General features: G+C 71.0%; 14 protein-coding genes. 3 read left to right on the top strand and 11 right to left on the bottom strand.

The annotated features are described in order from the left end of the window. Window positions 1–58: 58 nt before the first annotated feature. The 4 genes from ACZ470_RS28835 to ACZ470_RS28850 all read right to left on the bottom strand — a co-directional run bounded on the left by ACZ470_RS28835 (window position 59) and on the right by ACZ470_RS28850 (window position 3,740). Window positions 59–253 carry a hypothetical protein gene (locus tag ACZ470_RS28835; RefSeq protein WP_468431882.1) on the bottom strand — a complete coding sequence of 65 codons (195 nt, stop codon included), beginning with the start codon at window positions 251–253 and terminating at the stop codon, window positions 59–61. Between the two features lie 97 nt (window positions 254–350). After that, a complete protein-coding gene (locus tag ACZ470_RS28840) occupies window positions 351–1,133 on the bottom strand; it encodes a winged helix-turn-helix domain-containing protein (RefSeq protein ID WP_468431884.1) in 783 nt (260 codons plus the stop codon). 415 nt (window positions 1,134–1,548) lie between these two features. Further along, window positions 1,549–2,670, bottom strand: a complete 1,122-nt coding sequence (locus tag ACZ470_RS28845) for a Gfo/Idh/MocA family protein (RefSeq protein WP_468431886.1) — start codon at window positions 2,668–2,670, stop codon at window positions 1,549–1,551. A 38-nt stretch (window positions 2,671–2,708) separates the two neighbouring features. Beyond that, a complete protein-coding gene (locus ACZ470_RS28850; protein WP_468431888.1) occupies window positions 2,709–3,740 on the bottom strand; it encodes an aldo/keto reductase in 1,032 nt (343 codons plus the stop codon). A 105-nt stretch (window positions 3,741–3,845) separates the two neighbouring features. Here ACZ470_RS28850 and ACZ470_RS28855 point away from each other — a divergent pair, with 105 nt between their 5' ends. Continuing rightward, entirely contained in the window at window positions 3,846–4,301 is a 456-nt protein-coding gene (locus ACZ470_RS28855) for a MarR family winged helix-turn-helix transcriptional regulator (RefSeq protein ID WP_468431890.1), read from the top strand. A gap of 54 nt (window positions 4,302–4,355) precedes the next feature. Here the strand turns inward: ACZ470_RS28855 and ACZ470_RS28860 are convergent, their stop codons facing one another. The 3 genes from ACZ470_RS28860 to ACZ470_RS28870 all read right to left on the bottom strand — a co-directional run bounded on the left by ACZ470_RS28860 (window position 4,356) and on the right by ACZ470_RS28870 (window position 8,990). Then, window positions 4,356–5,684: a class I SAM-dependent RNA methyltransferase gene (locus tag ACZ470_RS28860; RefSeq protein ID WP_468431892.1), complete on the bottom strand. Its 1,329-nt coding sequence runs from the start codon at window positions 5,682–5,684 to the stop codon at window positions 4,356–4,358. A 67-nt stretch (window positions 5,685–5,751) separates the two neighbouring features. Beyond that, window positions 5,752–7,797, bottom strand: coding sequence for an APC family permease (locus tag ACZ470_RS28865; RefSeq protein ID WP_468431893.1), 2,046 nt, complete (start codon window positions 7,795–7,797; stop codon window positions 5,752–5,754). 266 nt (window positions 7,798–8,063) lie between these two features. After that, window positions 8,064–8,990, bottom strand: a complete 927-nt coding sequence (locus ACZ470_RS28870) for an adenosine kinase (protein WP_468431895.1) — start codon at window positions 8,988–8,990, stop codon at window positions 8,064–8,066. Between the two features lie 234 nt (window positions 8,991–9,224). On the opposite strand from ACZ470_RS28870, the gene ACZ470_RS28875 reads away from it, so the two are divergent. Together ACZ470_RS28875 and ACZ470_RS28880 are read left to right on the top strand one after the other, a co-directional pair. Further along, window positions 9,225–9,896: a potassium channel family protein gene (locus tag ACZ470_RS28875; RefSeq protein ID WP_468431896.1), complete on the top strand. Its 672-nt coding sequence runs from the start codon at window positions 9,225–9,227 to the stop codon at window positions 9,894–9,896. Beyond that, complete coding sequence (locus tag ACZ470_RS28880) at window positions 9,896–10,564, top strand: potassium channel family protein (protein WP_468431898.1); 669 nt, start codon at window positions 9,896–9,898, stop codon at window positions 10,562–10,564. Before ACZ470_RS28875 ends, ACZ470_RS28880 begins: the two co-directional genes overlap by 1 nt. 122 nt (window positions 10,565–10,686) lie before the next feature. On the opposite strand, the gene ACZ470_RS28885 is transcribed toward ACZ470_RS28880, so the two are convergent. The 4 genes from ACZ470_RS28885 to ACZ470_RS28900 all read right to left on the bottom strand — a co-directional run bounded on the left by ACZ470_RS28885 (window position 10,687) and on the right by ACZ470_RS28900 (window position 15,137). Next, window positions 10,687–11,394, bottom strand: a complete 708-nt coding sequence (locus ACZ470_RS28885; RefSeq protein ID WP_468431900.1) for a DUF3159 domain-containing protein — start codon at window positions 11,392–11,394, stop codon at window positions 10,687–10,689. A 3-nt stretch (window positions 11,395–11,397) separates the two neighbouring features. Continuing rightward, a complete protein-coding gene (locus tag ACZ470_RS28890) occupies window positions 11,398–11,796 on the bottom strand; it encodes an OB-fold nucleic acid binding domain-containing protein (protein ID WP_073930701.1) in 399 nt (132 codons plus the stop codon). 111 nt (window positions 11,797–11,907) lie between these two features. Beyond that, a complete protein-coding gene (locus ACZ470_RS28895; RefSeq protein ID WP_468431902.1) occupies window positions 11,908–12,588 on the bottom strand; it encodes a response regulator in 681 nt (226 codons plus the stop codon). Then, window positions 12,585–15,137, bottom strand: coding sequence for a sensor histidine kinase (locus tag ACZ470_RS28900; RefSeq protein ID WP_468431903.1), 2,553 nt, complete (start codon window positions 15,135–15,137; stop codon window positions 12,585–12,587). Before ACZ470_RS28900 ends, ACZ470_RS28895 begins: the two co-directional genes overlap by 4 nt. Between the last annotated feature and the right edge of the window lie 46 nt (window positions 15,138–15,183).

A 15,183-nucleotide genomic window follows, 5' to 3' on the forward strand; every position in this document is an offset into this window, starting at 1 on the left:
AACGCGCGTGTTCCCGATCTCAAAGTATGCCTCCCATCAGGGATTCCGCGGAAAGCCGTCAGCTGCCCTCGAAGTGACCGGCAGGGGCCACTCCGCCGTCGATGTGCCCGTGCGGCTCCCAGTTCCCCTCGGGCGTGACCTCGGACGCCGCCCGGTGGCTGTCCCAGGGCAGCGCCAGCGCCGACGCCGCCGGGGTCGCACCTCCCACCGCAGCCGCGGCGAGGATCAGCACCGCAGCGAATCGCTTGCCCATCTGTACTCCTCCGTCGATTCCTCGGATCGCAGACGCCAATACTGTGTGATCCACCCAACCGCAGCCAGGAGCTTCGACGCTGTTCAAAAGGGCCTGCTCAAGCGCCGCCCCGGTGCACGAGTCGGGTTCCGAGCGGGGTGGGCAGGTGGTGGGCGTGCGGGCCGGTGCGGTGGGTTGTGATCAGTCCGGCGTCGCGCAGCACGGTGGTGTGGTGGGAGACGGTGGCCGAGGAGACCCCGGTGCGCCGGGCGAGGTCGGTGGTGGTGACGCCGTGTCCGATGGTGATCAGGTACAGCATCAGGGCGCGGCTGCGACCGAGGAGGGCTTCCAGGGTGTCGTGTCGGGGCTCCCCGATCCGGCTCGGCTCGGGAATCCGGACGGTGTCGTGCGGGACGGGAAACATCACGACGGGTGGCTGGGAGGTCAGGAGGAGGGCAGGCCGACGGCCGCAGAAGAGGGACGGGACAAGGCGTAGACCGCGCCCTTCGAGATGCAGGTCCTCGTCGTAGTCGGGGGAGAACACCTCGAGTACGGGCGAGGACCAGCTGATGGTGGGGTGCAGCCGCGAGAGCATCGCGTCCAGTCCGTCGGTCAACAGCGTGCGCGCCGCGGACGCTCGAGCGGCTTCGGCCCCGGCGTGCAGATGCTGCCGCACAGGGGCGATCACCGCGCCATGCCACTCGCGCACTGCTTGCTCCACGGTCTCCAATGCCCGTGGTGAGCCGTCGGCGACGGCGCCCGCCCATGCCGGAAGCGGTCTGCCTGTGAACCGGGTGAAGTCCTCCATGTCGCCACGCAGGAAGGCGTTCGGCGTGTGGAGCAGTGCGTCGAGGCCGGTGTCCAGGTCGGTGGAGACCAGCGGGGTGAGGAAATCCGGCATGAACCCATGGGGAGGTATCAGCGATTGCAGGAGGCGCACGGAGGGAGGCACCCGCTGACGCGCCCAGTGCTGCCAGCGCTTCAACCCGGGGCCGGGTCTGCGTTGTTGCAGGATCCTCAGACTGCTCACCGTTTCGTGCAGCAGATCCGGCCCGTCCCCGAGGGACACCCGTAACAGGTCGTCACGCGTGAAGTGAATGCGAAACGCCACTGAGTTGCTTCCTCTCATCAGCGCGGAACGCGAGGCGCAGGTCAACAAAGGAAAGGCGAAGCAGCAAGGGGTACGCGAGCCACTTCACCCCCGAGTCGGCGCGTCGGTCAACGGCTTGTCGACGACGGGGCCGAGGGGGTGCTCAGGCGGCCGCTCCCGTGTCAGCCGGCACCACGGGCTCATCCGCCGGGACCCACACGTCCGGTCACGCTGCCGCGATGACGGACGCGATGCTGCGGTGCCGGGCGACGCCGTGCGCGAAATCGGGTACGCGTGACGTGCCCTCCCGCAGGTCGTCCAGGAACTGCCGGTAGGCGTGGGCCACTGCGTAGGCCGATGCGTCGGTTCGGGGTTCCAGTCGCGGGACGCGGACATACGATTCCGGCACCGTCATGGGAGTGAGTGCGGTGGACGTTCCGCGGCCGCCCTCCAGGGTGAGCGGGCTGAGCTGTGGGTGGCCGATCGGGGCGGTGAGGACGAGGTCGCCCTCGGTGCCGTTGATCTCCCAGCGGAAGTTGGTTCCTCGGGACATGCCTCCGCGGTAGTGGAAGGTGGCCACCGCCCCGCCCGGCAGCCGTCCCGAGGCCACCACCTGGTCCGCTGCGGTCATTGGCACGGGCTGTCCACTCTCGGTGTCCACGGCCGACGTACGCCTCGACACCAGTTGGATCCGCAGTTCCTCGGGCTCTCCCAGGACCGACGCGACTCCGTCGAGAGCGTGGCTGAAGGGAATCGTCAGCAGTGTCGCGCCGTTCGCGGCGTCGAGCACGTAGTGATCGCCGGGGCCGACCGTGGCACCCCAAGCGCCGCCGGAGCCGACCACCGTCGTGGACAGCACTTCCCCCACATAGCCGTCGGCCACGAGATGCCGTGCGTAGGCGAGCGCCGGGTGCGACCGTGCCTGGAGTCCGACGACGGTCGGCACGGCGCGACCGCGCGCCAACCGCGCCATCTCCTCGGCCTCCGCGAGCCCGTTGCCCAGCGGCCACTCGCACAGCACGCTCTTGCCGGCGCTCAGCGCCGTCCGCACCAGTTCCCGGTGGTGCGGCACCTTCACCGCCACGACCACCAGGTCCACCTCGTCGCAGGCCACCAGTTCGGCAGCCGTCCCGAAGGCATTCGGCACACCATGCTTCTGTCCGGAGCGCTCCGCCGATTGTTTCGAACTCGCGCTCAGAGCCCTCAGCTCATAACCCGGGACGGCGCGCAGGGCGGGCAGGTGGGAGCGCTCTGCCCAGCTACCGTGCGCCCCGAGCCCTATGATCCCTACTCCGATCGGCTTCCCCGACCGGGCAGACTCGGCGAGCAGTGAGTCAGCTCTGTTCATGGTTCGTGACCTGTTTCCTTGTGTGAAGGGCACGGAGGTCACGCCCACGTGCGAGAAGACGGCTTCGGGCCGCGCTCGCTGTCCAGCAGAGCCATGAGGGGTGCGGCGTAACGGGTTCCGGCCACCGCGCCGGCCGGGACGGCCTCGTCCATCCTTCCGAGGTCGGCCTCGGTCAGGGTGACCTCGGCCGCCGCCAGAGCCTCCTCGATGCGGTGCGGTCGGCGGGCGCCCAGGATGGCGACGATGGTGCCGCGCTCGCGGCCCCGGGCGATGACCCAGGCGGTGGCGAGCTGCGCGACGCTGATGCCGTGTGCGTCGGCGAGGGGTCGCAGCCGGTCGACCAGGGTGAGGTTCGTGGCGAGGTTGTCGGGGTGGAAGCGGGGCAGCCAGTGGGTGCGCGGATCACCTCCGGCGGGTTGTCGGTAGGTGCCGGTGAGCAGACCGTGTGCGAGGACCCCGTAAGCGGTGACGCCGATCCCCAGCTCGCGGCAGGTGTCCAGGATGCCGTTGGTCTCGGGGTCACGACTGAGCAGGGAGTATTCGATCTGTACGTCGCAGATCGGGTGCACGGCGTGGGCACGGCGGATGGTCTCCGGCCCCACCTCGGAGAGTCCGATGTGGCGTACGTATCCGGCCTGGACCAGTTCGGAGATCGCGCCGATCGTGTCCTCGATCGGGGTGTCGGGGGCAAGCCGGGAGGGGCGGTAGATGTCGATGTGGTCGGTGTCGAGGCGGCGCAGCGAGTAGGCGAGTGCGTTCTTCACATGGGCGGGACGGCCCTCGATGCCGACGAAGTCTCCGTCGGGGCCGCGCAGGCCGCCGAACTTGACGCTCAGGAGCGCCTTCTCGCGATCGCTGTCGCGGAGGGCGCGGCGGATGAGGTCCTCGTTGTGCCCCATGCCGTAGAAGTCGGCGGTGTCGAGGAGGGTGACGCCGGCCCCGAGCGCCGCGTGGATCGTGGCGATGGCATCGGCCTCGTCAGCGGGCGCGGTGTGGTCGGACATACCGGCGCAGCCCAGCGCGAGAGGGGCGACTTGCAGGCCGCCGGTTCCAAGGGTTCGGGTTCGCATGAATCCTTCCGCGGGGTGGAGTGGCGAGCGCGGCAGTCAGGGGGCGAAGAAGCGGCACGCGCCTGCTAGCGTTGACATCTCAACACTAGAAAGGTGTGCGTTGACATGTCAACATCGGAGGCCGGGGCTCCCGAGCCGGGCGAGGCACCGACCGGGGACACACTGGATCCCGTCGCCCTCTGGTCTGCCTTCAAGCGCGCCCACGAGATCGTCCGAACCCGTGTGATCGCGGACGCCGCCGAGGCGGCGGGCCTCTCCGAACCGGACCTGACGATCCTCGCCGCCCTGAACAAGGGCGGGGGGTCCCTGCGCCAGAGCGAGCTCGCCGCGTCGCTCGGCTGGGACCGCACCCGCGTCTCCCACCAGCTCACCCGCATGAGCAAGCGTCAGCTCGTCACCCGCGAACGCGCCGCCGGTGTCATCGTCGCCCTCACCGACACCGGACGCCAGGCCGTCACCGCCGTGCACCCCGGCCTTGACGCCGCGGTGCGCCGCCACTTCACCGACAAGCTCTCCGCGCAGGAGATCGAAACACTGGACTCCGTTCTCCGCCGGCTGTAGCCGCCGGACCGTGAGACCAGTCCTCCCTCGCGAACCGCCGCACAAAAGCGCGGGTCAGGACCCCTTGCCCGCAGGTTCGAGGATCGCCACGCACTCCACGTGGTGCGTCATCGGGAACAGGTCGAACACCCGCAGCGTCCGCACCCGGTACCCCCCGTCCCGGAAGTACGCCAGGTCCCGTGCCAGGGCCGCCGGGTCGCAGGCGACGTAGGCGATGCGGCGGGCGCCCAGGGAGGACAGGTGTTCCACCGTCTTGCGGCCGGCGCCCGCGCGGGGCGGGTCGAGGACGACGAGGTCGACCTCCGTGATGCCCGTGCGGGGCAGGACCGACTCGACCTTGCCCTGTTCGATGCGGACGCGGGGGAAGTCCGCGAGGTTGTGGCGGGCGTCCTCCACCGCGCGCTTGCCGGACTCGATGCCGAGGACCGCGCCCGCCTCGCCGACCCGGTCGGCCAGCGCGCCCGCGAACAGGCCGACGCCGCAGTACAGGTCGAGGGCCATGTCGCCCTTGCGGGGCAGCAGGCCCTGCATGACGGCGGTGACCAGGGTGTCGGCGGCCTTCGGGTGGACCTGCCAGAAGCCGCCGCCAGCGACCCGGTGGGTACGGCCGTCGGCGCGTTCGCGGACGAAGGGGCGGCCGTGGACGCGGTGGATCTGGCCGGAGCGCTCGTCGACGCGCATGACCGAGACCGGGCGGTCGAGTTCAACCAGGGGGAGGCGGGCGCCGGGCTTCGGGGTCAGGATGACCTGGCGGTCCTGGGAGCCCGTCGCGGCGATCGCCTCGACGGAGTCCATGCCCGTCCAGTCCCGCTTCTCGATGCCCAGCTCGCTGACACCCTCCGCGGCGATCATGCAGTGGTCGATCGGCTCGACCTCGTGCGAGCGGTGCCGGCGCAGTCCCGCGCGGCCGTCGGCCGTGACGGCGTACTGCACACGCGTGCGCCACGCCGGGACCTGGCCCGCGGGGACCTTGTCGCCCTCGGCCGGCATCACCGTGCCGTCCCAGCCGGCCTCCTCGGGCGTGAGCCCGGCCAGGCGCCGCAACTGCTCGGCGACGACCTCGCCCTTCAGACGCCGCTGGGCGCCCGGCTTGGCGTGCTGCCAGTCGCAGCCGCCGCAGCGGCCGGGTCCCGCGAACGGGCAGGGCGCGTCGATCCGGTCCTTGGAGGCGTCCAGCACCCGCACCGCGTCCGCGCGCAGGAAGCGGGCCCCCTCCTCGCCCTCCGTGACCTGCGCGACGACCCGCTCGCCGGGCAGCGCGTGCCGGACGAAGAGGACCTGCCCCTCGGACGTACGGGCGATGCAGTGGCCGCCGTGGGCGACGGGGCCGACCTCGACCTCGTACTCCTCCCCCACCAGTGACTTCCTCGGTTCTGCCTGCATGGCGGGGTGACTCCACAACATCGAGAGCGGACGGGCCCCTCAGGGCCCGGGACAACAGCCCACCAGTCTACGTGTGCGAGGAGGTGTCCTTCGCCCGCTCCGCCGGACCGCGGCGCACCGAGCCGGGCGCGTTCCATTCCTGCCGCTTGCGGGCGCGCCTCCTGGCCACCTCGGACGACTCGAGCTGGTACGGCACCGAGGTCACCATCACACCCGGGGTGAACAGCAGCCGCCCCTTGAGCCGCAGCGCGCTCTGGTTGTGCAGCAGCTGCTCGTACCAGTGGCCGACCACGTATTCGGGGATGATCACCGACACGACGTCGCGCGGGGACTCCTTGCGCAGGCTCTTCACGTAGTCGATGACCGGCCGCGTGACCTCCCGGTACGGCGAGTCGAGCACCTTGAGGGGTACGTCGATGCCGCGCCGTTCCCACTCCTCGCGCAGTGCCTTGGTGTCGGCCGGGTCCACGTTGACGCTGAGCGCCTCGAGGGTGTCGGAGCGCAGCAGCTTGGCGTAGCCGAGGGCACGCAGTGTGGGGCGGTGGATCTTGGAGATCAGGACGACGGAGTGGACCCGGGAGGGCCGCACCATGTCGTCGCTCGGGACCTCCGGGGCGGCGATCTCCTCGGCCACGCGGTCGTAGTGCCTGCGGATCGCCGTCATCGTCGCGTAGAAGATGCACATCCCGAGCAGCGCGACCCAGGCGCCGTGGGTGAACTTGGTGACGAGGACGACGACGAGGACGAGGCCGGTGAAGAAGGCGCCGAAGGTGTTGATGGCCCGCGAGCGGATCATGTGGCGCCGCTTGGCCGGGTCCTTCTCGGTGACCAGCAGCCGGTTCCAGTGGCGGACCATGCCGGTCTGGCTGAGCGTGAAGGACACGAACACGCCGACGATGTAGAGCTGGATGAGCCGCGTGGAGTCGGCGCCGTAGACCCACACCAGCAGGACGGCGGCGCCGGCGAGCAGCACGATGCCGTTGGAGAAGGCGAGGCGGTCGCCGCGCGTGTGCAGCTGGCGGGGCAGGTAGCGGTCCTGGGCGAGGATCGAGCCGAGCAGCGGGAAGCCGTTGTAGGCGGTGTTCGCGGCGAGGAACAGCACCAGGGCGGTGGCGGCGGCGAGGACGATGAACAGGAAGCTGCCGTCGCCGAAGACGGCCTCGGCGACCTGGGAGATCACCGGGTTCTGGACGTAGTCGGGGCCGAGCGGGACGCCGTCGTGCATCAGGTCGTGGGCGGGGTTCTCGGCCATGCGGACGTCGGTGGCGGCGGCCAGCGCGATGATGCCGCAGAACATGGTGACGGCGAGCAGCCCCATCATGGCGAGGGTGGTCGCCGCGTTGCGCGACTTGGGCTTGCGGAAGGCGGGTACGCCGTTGGAGATCGCCTCGACACCGGTGAGCGCGGCGCAGCCGGAGGAGAAGGCCCGCAGCAGCAGGAAGACCAGGGCGAAGCCCGCGAGGCCCGGATGTTCGGGTTTGATCTCGTAGTCCGCGGTCGGCGCCCGCATCTCGTCCCCGAGCACGACCCCGCGGAACGCCCCCCACGCGAGCATGGTGAAGACGCCCGCGACGAAGACGTAGGTGGGGATCGCGAAGAGTGTGCCCGACTCCTTGACCCCGCGCAGGTTCATCAGCGTCAGCAGCACGATCACGCCGATCGCGCAGGCCACCTTGTTCTCGACGACGAACGGGATCGCCGAGCCCAGGTTCTCGATTCCGGACGAGATCGACACGGCGACGGTGAGGACGTAGTCGACGAGCAGGGCGCTCGCGACGGTGAGGCCGGCCCTGGGGCCGAGGTTGGTGGTGGCCACCTCGTAGTCGCCGCCGCCGCTGGGGTAGGCGTGGACGTTCTGCCGGTAGGAGGCGACGACGGTGAACATCAGCACGACGACGGCGACGGCGATCCACGGGCTGAAGTGGTACGCCGACAGGCCCGCGATCGACAGGACCAGCAGCACCTCGCCGGGGGCGTACGCCACGGAGGAGAGCGGGTCGGAGGCGAAGACGGGGAGTGCGACACGCTTCGGCAGGAGCGTTTCGCCCAGCCGGTCACTGCGGAGTGCGCGCCCGATGAGAATCCGTTTGGGCACGTCGGTCAGTTTGGACACAAGAGAGGATCGTAAGCCGTCGGCGGAGGGGTGACCTACTCGCCACCCAGATCCATACGGCATCCATACGCCTCTGCTCTCCGGGTGAAATCACCCGGGCTCGGGGCGCGGATTCCGCAGGTCGGGGGAGTTCCATGCCTATATGACCAACCCGGCCGTAGTCGCCACGCCACGTGGAGGTTCCATGCACACGACCGCAGAACTGATCGGCGCCGCGGCCGCGCTCATCGTCCTCGGCGTGCTCACCGTGGCGAGCGTGCGCAGCATCACGCGCCGCTGACCGTCCCGGGCAGGGGCTCGGCGACCGCGGCGAGCAGGGCCTCCGGTCCGATGGCCGCCGCGCGTGTCGAGGGCACCGTGCAGGCGTACGCCCCGGCCGCCGCCCCGAGCCGGGCGCAGTGCGGGGGCGGTTCGCCGGCGAGCAGGCCGTGGAGGAAGGCGGCGGCGAAGGCGTCGCCGGCCCCGTTGGAGTCCACGACCGGTGCGGGGGGCTGGGCCGCGGGGATGTGCGTCAGCTCGTCGTCGGCCAGCAGGTACGCGCCCTCGGCGCCGGCGGTGGCGACGACGGTCCGGGCCCCGCCCCGCGCGGCGATCCGGCGCATGGTGGCCTCCGGGTCGGTCAGGGCGGCGGCGGAGAGGAAGACGAGGTCCGCGGCGAGGGCGAAGGGCTCGTGGTAGGGGTTTCGGCCGTCCCAGTCGTGCAGGTCGGTCGAGATAGTCACACCCGCCTCCCGCAGCAGGGGCAGGGCCTGCGCGCAGGGCTGGGTGATGACGACGTGGGCGTGCCGGCTGACGGCGGCGAGAGAGCGGACGGTCTCCTCGGGCAGCCGGTCCGTCTCGGACCAGCGGGTCGCGTCGTACAGGGAGAGCCGCCGGCCGTCGGGGCCGACCAGGTTGACGGCGCGCTTGGTGCCGGCCGGCTGCGGTACGGCGGTGAGCGCGATGCCGTGGTCCCGGTGCAGGGCTCGGACGAGGTCGCCCTCGTGGTCGTCGCCGATCAGGTCGAGGTGGTGGGTGCGCAGTCCGAGGGCGCTGGTGCCGAGGGCGACGAAGTCGCCGCTCTGGCCCGCGCGGGTGACGATGCCCGGCCGGATCATATGGCTGTCGGCGAGCGGCACGGGAAGTTCGGGCACGTGCACGATCGTGTCCACGCCCGCGCCGCCCAGGACGAGGACGTCGATCTCGGCAGTCATCTCTGTTCTCTCCTTGCCCCGGGCGTCGGGCGTGCCCGGGTGATGTGGATACGTTGGACCCGCACGCTTCCCCGACGGCGGGGCCCCGGAGGGCGTCGGGAGCGCGATCCCCCGGCATGATGTTGCCTGGCGGCCCGCATTCAGGCCGCGATGTTTGCCTGGCGAGCCGAAAGAGAGACATGAGCACGAAGGTCATGAAGGTCGAACGGCCTGCAGGAAGCGCGGTGTGACGCGATGCATATTGTCATCATGGGCTGCGGACGGGTGGGTTCCGCCCTGGCCCAGACCCTGGAGGAACAGGGGCACACGGTCGCCGTGATCGACCAGGACCCCACCGCGTTCCGTCGGCTGGGCTCCTCGTTCGGCGGCCGTCGGGTCACCGGCGTCGGTTTCGACCAGGACACCCTGCGTGAGGCGGGCATCGAGGAGGCGGGCGCCTTCGCCGCCGTCTCCAGCGGCGACAACTCCAACATCATCGCCGCGCGGGTGGCCCGGGAGATGTTCGGCATCGAGAACGTCGCCGCCCGTATCTACGACCCGCGCCGCGCGGAGGTCTACCAGCGCCTCGGCATCCCCACCGTGGCGACGGTCCGCTGGACGGCCGACCAGATGCTGCGCCGGCTGCTCCCTTCGGGCGCCGAGCCGCTGTGGCGCGACCCCACGGGCGGCGTGCAACTCGCCGAGGTGCACGCCTCGACGGCCTGGGTGGGGCACCGGATCAGCAGGATGCAGGACGAGACCGGCGTGCGCGTGGCCTTCCTGACCCGGCTCGGGGAGGCGATGCTGCCCAGCTCGCAGACGGTGCTCCAGGAGGGGGACCTGGTGCATGTGATGATGCGCACCGATGAGATCGACCGGGTCGAGGCGGCGTTCGCCAAGGGTCCCGAAGAGAGGGGCGGTCACTGATGAGGGTCGCCATCGCCGGAGCCGGCGCCGTCGGCCGCTCGATCGCGGGCGAGCTCCTGGAGAACGGCCATGAGGTCCTGCTGATCGACAAGGCACCGACCGCCATCTCGGTGGAGCGCGTGCCGCAGGCGGAGTGGCTGCTCGCCGACGCCTGCGAGATCACCTCCCTGGACGAGGCCGCGCTCCAGCGCTGCAACGTCGTCATCGCCGCGACCGGCGACGACAAGGTCAACCTGGTCGTCTCGCTGCTCGCCAAGACCGAGTACGGCGTTCCGCGTGTCGTCGCCCGGGTGAACAACCCGAAGAACGAGTGGCTGTTCAACGAGGCCTGGGGTGTGGACGTCGCCGTCTCGACACCGCGCCTGATGTCCGCCCTGGTGGAGGAGGCGGTGAGCGTCGGCGACCTGGTCCGGCTGCTGCGCTTCAGCCATGGCGACGCCAACCTGGTCGAGCTGACCCTGCCGGAGGAGTCGGCGCTGGCCGGCACCCAGGTCGGGGACGTGGAGTGGCCGCAGGACACCTCGCTGGTCACCATCATCCGCGGCACGCGCGTACTGACGCCGACGCGGGAGGACTCCCTGGAGGCCGGCGACGAACTCCTCTTCGTGGCCGCCCCGGCCCGCGAGGAACAACTGGAGGACCTGCTCTCGGTCCGCAAGCAGTCGTAAAAAAAGAGGGGCGCCCGAAAAACACCGGGCGCCCCTCCTTCAGCCCGTCCGGCGTTTGAGAACGAGGCCCGAAGGGCCGAAGCGGGGGTCTGGGGGCGAAGCCCCCAGAAGGCAAGGCGCGCCTACTCCGAGGCAGCCGCCTTGCGCTCCTCCTCCGCCTCCATCTCCGCGAAGACGTCGATCGGCGGCGGCGCCTTCGCCAGGAAGATCCACGTCAGATACACCGCGAGCAGGAAGGGCGGAATCTTCAGCGCGATGAGTACCCAGCCCAGCTGGGTCGTGTCCGCCCACCAGTACAGCGGGAACAGAATCGCGCTCTTCCCGAGCAGGATGAGCCCCCAGGCCCAACTGGCCTTGGTGTACGCCTTCTTCCGGCCGGGGTTGCGGGTGCGCCAGGAGAGGTTCTCCTTGAAGACGGGGCCCAGCATCAGACCGATCAGCGGGACGCCCGCCATCGCCGTGACGATGTACGCCAGGGCCAGGCCCAGGGTGTAGAGCATGCCCGGCAGGTAGAAGTCCTTGGCGTTGCCGGTCATCATCGCGAAGACCACACCGAAGGCCACGCCGAAGACGCCGCTGAAGGCGTGCTTGACGGTGTCCTTCCTGGCCAGCCGGACCACGACCATCACCAGCGACACGGCGAGCGCCGCGATCGCCGACATGTGCAGGTCCTTGTTGACCGTGTAGATGCTGACGAAGAGAAGCCCGGGCAGCACCGTCTCGACCATGCCCCGCACCCCGCCGAACGCCTCGAAGAGGGCGGCTTCGGTCACCGCACGGGCGTCGTCCGAGGATGTGTCTTCGGTTGTCGGCTTGTCGAGTGACGTCACCGGCTACTCCCGTCCGAGGGGTCTCAGTTCGTATTTCGGATTGAACAGCACACGGCGGCCCCGGCTCATCGAGATCCGGCCCGATGCGATCAGTTTGCGCCCCGGCTCTATCCCCACGATGGAGCGCCTGCCGAGCCACACCACGTCGAGCGCGGCGGAGCCGTCGAACAGCTCGGCCTCCAGGGCCGGGACTCCGGCGCGCGGTCGCAGCGTGACCGTGCGCAAGGTACCAGTAACCGTGACGATCTGCCGGTCACGGCAGTCGCCTATGCGCGTACAGCCGGCCGTCTCGGCGTCCTCGCGCAGCTCCTCGGACTCCAGGTCCTCCTGAGACGAGGAGAGCCGGTCGAGCATGCGCCGGAACCGGCCTGCCGGCTTCTCGGATCGAGGAACAGCACTCATATCTGAAGCGTACCGGGGGGCACTGACGGTTACGTACCCCCTGCTGCCCCGGTCCGAACGGGCCCCTCCCGGCCGTCGGCGCGGCCACCGCGGCGGCCGCGCCCCTGACCTTCACTTCTCGAAGCGGTACCCCATGCCGGGCTCGGTGATCAGGTGCTTCGGATGTGACGGATCCGCCTCCAGCTTCCGCCGCAGCTGCGCCATGTACACGCGCAGATAGTTGGTCTCCGTCCCGTACGACGGCCCCCACACCTCCCGCAGCAGCTGCTTCTGCGCCACCAGCCGGCCGCCGCCCCGCACCAGCACCTCCAGCAGATGCCACTCGGTGGGTGTCAGCCGTACGTCCTTGCCACCGCGGTTGACCTTCTTCGCGGCCAGATCGACGGTGAACGCGGCGGTCTCCACCACCACGTCCCCCTCGTCCCCGACGGGCTCCGCGCGGCGTACGGCGGCGCGCAGCCGGGCCAGCAGTTCGTCCATGCCGAAGGGCTTGGTGACGTAGTCGTCGGCGCCCGCGTCCAGTGCCTGGACCTTCTCGTCGGAGGCGTGCCGCGCGGAGAGCACCAGGACGGGCACCCGGGTCCAGCCGCGCAGCTCCCTGATCACCTCGACACCGTCCATGTCGGGCAGGCCGAGGTCGAGGACGATGACGTCCGGGTGGCGGGCGGCGGCCGTACGGAGGGCTCCGGCGCCGTCCTGGGCGGAGTCGACCTCGTACGAGCGTGCCTTGAGGTTGATCACGAGGGCGCGCACGATGGCCGGGTCGTCGTCGACCACCAGCACACGGGTCATGAGGGCTGCCTTTCGGGTTCTGCGGCCGCTGGGGCCTGCGGGGTGTCCGGCCGCGCTCCCGCGGCACGGAGGGTGAGTGCCATGGTGAGGCCGCCGCCGGGGGTGTCCTCGGCGTTCAGGGTGCCGCCCATGGCCTCGGCGAAACCGCGGGCGACCGCCAGGCCGAGGCCGACGCCCGCCCCGCGCGGGGCGTCACCGTGCCGCTGGAAGGGTTCGAAGATACGGTCCTTCGCCTCGTCGGGGACACCGGGGCCGCGGTCCACCACCCGTACCTCGACCCGGTCGGCGAGAGCGCTGGCGGCGACCAGGACGGGCAGACCGGGCGGGCTGTACTTGACGGCGTTCTCTATCACGTTGGCCATCGCCCGCTCCAGCAGCCCCGGGTCCGCGGCGACCATCGGCAGGGCCTCCGGGACGTCCAGGGCGACGCTGCCCTCGGGCACCCCGCCGAGCGCCATCGGCACCACCTCGTCCAGGTCGATCTCGCGGATCAGGGGGGTGACAGTGCCGGTGTGCAGCCGGGACATGTCCAGCAGGTTGCCCACCAGGTGGTCCAGGCGGTCGGCGCCGTCCTCGATGCCCTCCAGCAGTTCGGCCCGGTCCTCCGGCGACCACTCGACGTCCTCGGAGCGCAGCGAGGACACGGCGGCCTTGATGCCGGCCAGCGGGGTGCGCAGGTCGTGGCTGACGGCGGCGAGCAGGGCGGTGCGGATGCGGTTGCCCTCGGCGAGGGCGAGGGCCCGGTCGGCCTGCTCGCGCAGCCGGCGGCGGTCCAGGACGACGGCGGCCTGCGCGGCGAAGGCCGCCAGCACCCTGCGGTCCTCGGCAGGCGGCACCCGGCCGGTGAGCGCCAGCGCCATGTGGTCGCCGACCGGGACCTCCACGTCCGCGTCCTCGGGACGTTCGACCGGGCCTCCGCGCCCCACGCGGCCGGCGCAGGTCCACGGTTCGACGTCGCCCGCGCGTTCGAGGAGAGCGGCCGACTCCATGCCGAAGGTCTCACGGACCCGCTCCAGCAGGTCCTCCAGGCCGGTCTCGCCGCGCAGTACGTTGCCGGCGAGGAAGGAGAGGATCTCGGACTCGGCGCGCAGCCGGGCGGCCTGGTGGGTGCGCCGGGCCGCGAGGTCGACCACGGACGCGACCGCCGCGCCCACCGCGACGAAGATCACGATGGCGACGATGTTCTTGGGGTCGGCGATGGTCCAGCGGTGCAGGGGCGGGGTGTAGAAGTAGTTCAGCAGCAGTGAGCCGACCGCGGCGGAGGCCAGGGCCGGCCAGAGCCCGCCGAGCAGGGCCGCCGCCACCGTCAGCGCCAGGAACAGCAGCATGTCGTTGGCGAGGCCCAGGTCCACGGTGCTGAGCAGCAGCGCCACCAGCGCCGGGCCGGCCAGCCCGACCGCCCAGCCCCAGACCAGCCGGGACCGCCCCAGCCGCGCGCCCCGGGCGCCGGGCAGTCCGCGGCCCTTGGCGACCTCCTCGTGGGTGACGATGTGCACGTCCAGGTCGGGTCCGGACTCCCGCGCGACGGTCGCGCCGACGCCGGGGCCGAAGACGTACTGCCACGTCCGGCGTCGCGAGGAGCCGAGGACGATCTGGGTGGCGTTGGCCCCGCGCGCGAAATCGAGGAGGGCGGCGGGGATGTCGTCGCCGACGACGTGGTGGAAGGTGCCGCCGAGGTCCTCCGCGAGGGTGCGCTGCTCGGCCAGCTCCTTGGGCGAGGCGGCGGTGAGGCCGTCGCTGCGGGAGATGTAGACGGCGAGCAGCTCACCGCCGGCGCCCTTCTCGGCCAGCCGCGCCGCCCGCCGGAGCAGGGTGCGGCCCTCGGGCCCGCCGGTCAGGCCGACGACGATCCGCTCGCGCGAACCCCATATGGCCGAGACCTCGTGCTCCCTGCGGTAGCGCTGGAGGTGGGCGTCGACGCGGTCGGCCACCCACAGCAGCGCGAGTTCGCGCAGCGCGGTGAGGTTGCCGGGACGGAAGTAGTTGGAGAGAGCGGCGTCGACCTTGTCCGGCTGGTAGATGTTGCCGTGCGCCATACGGCGGCGCAGCGCCTCGGGGGTCATGTCGACCAGCTCGATCTGGTCGGCCCGCCGCACCACCTCGTCCGGTACGGTCTCCCGCTCCCGTACGCCGGTGATCGACTCCACGACGTCGCCCAGCGACTCCAGGTGCTGGATGTTCACGGTCGAGAGCACGTCGATCCCGGCGGCGAGCAGTTCCTCCACGTCCTGCCACCGCTTGGCGTTGCGCGTGCCGGGGACGTTGGTGTGGGCGAGCTCGTCGACCAGGGCCACCTCGGGGTGTCGGGCGAGGACGGCGTCGAGGTCCATCTCGGGCACGACGGTCCCGCGGTACTCGACGTCCCGGCGCGGGATCTGCTCCAGTCCCCGCAGCAGGCCCTCGGTTCTGGGCCGGCCGTGCGGCTCGACGAGGGCCACCACGCAGTCGGTGCCGCGTTCGGCACGACGGTGGGCCTCGGAGAGCATCGCGTACGTCTTGCCGACGCCCGGTGCCGCACCGAGGTGGATCCGAAGTTTGCCGCGTCCCATGGCCTCATTGTCTTCCGGTCACCCTTGTCACGCGGATTCGACCCTA

Source organism: Streptomyces sp. NPDC031111 (assembly GCF_055570675.1).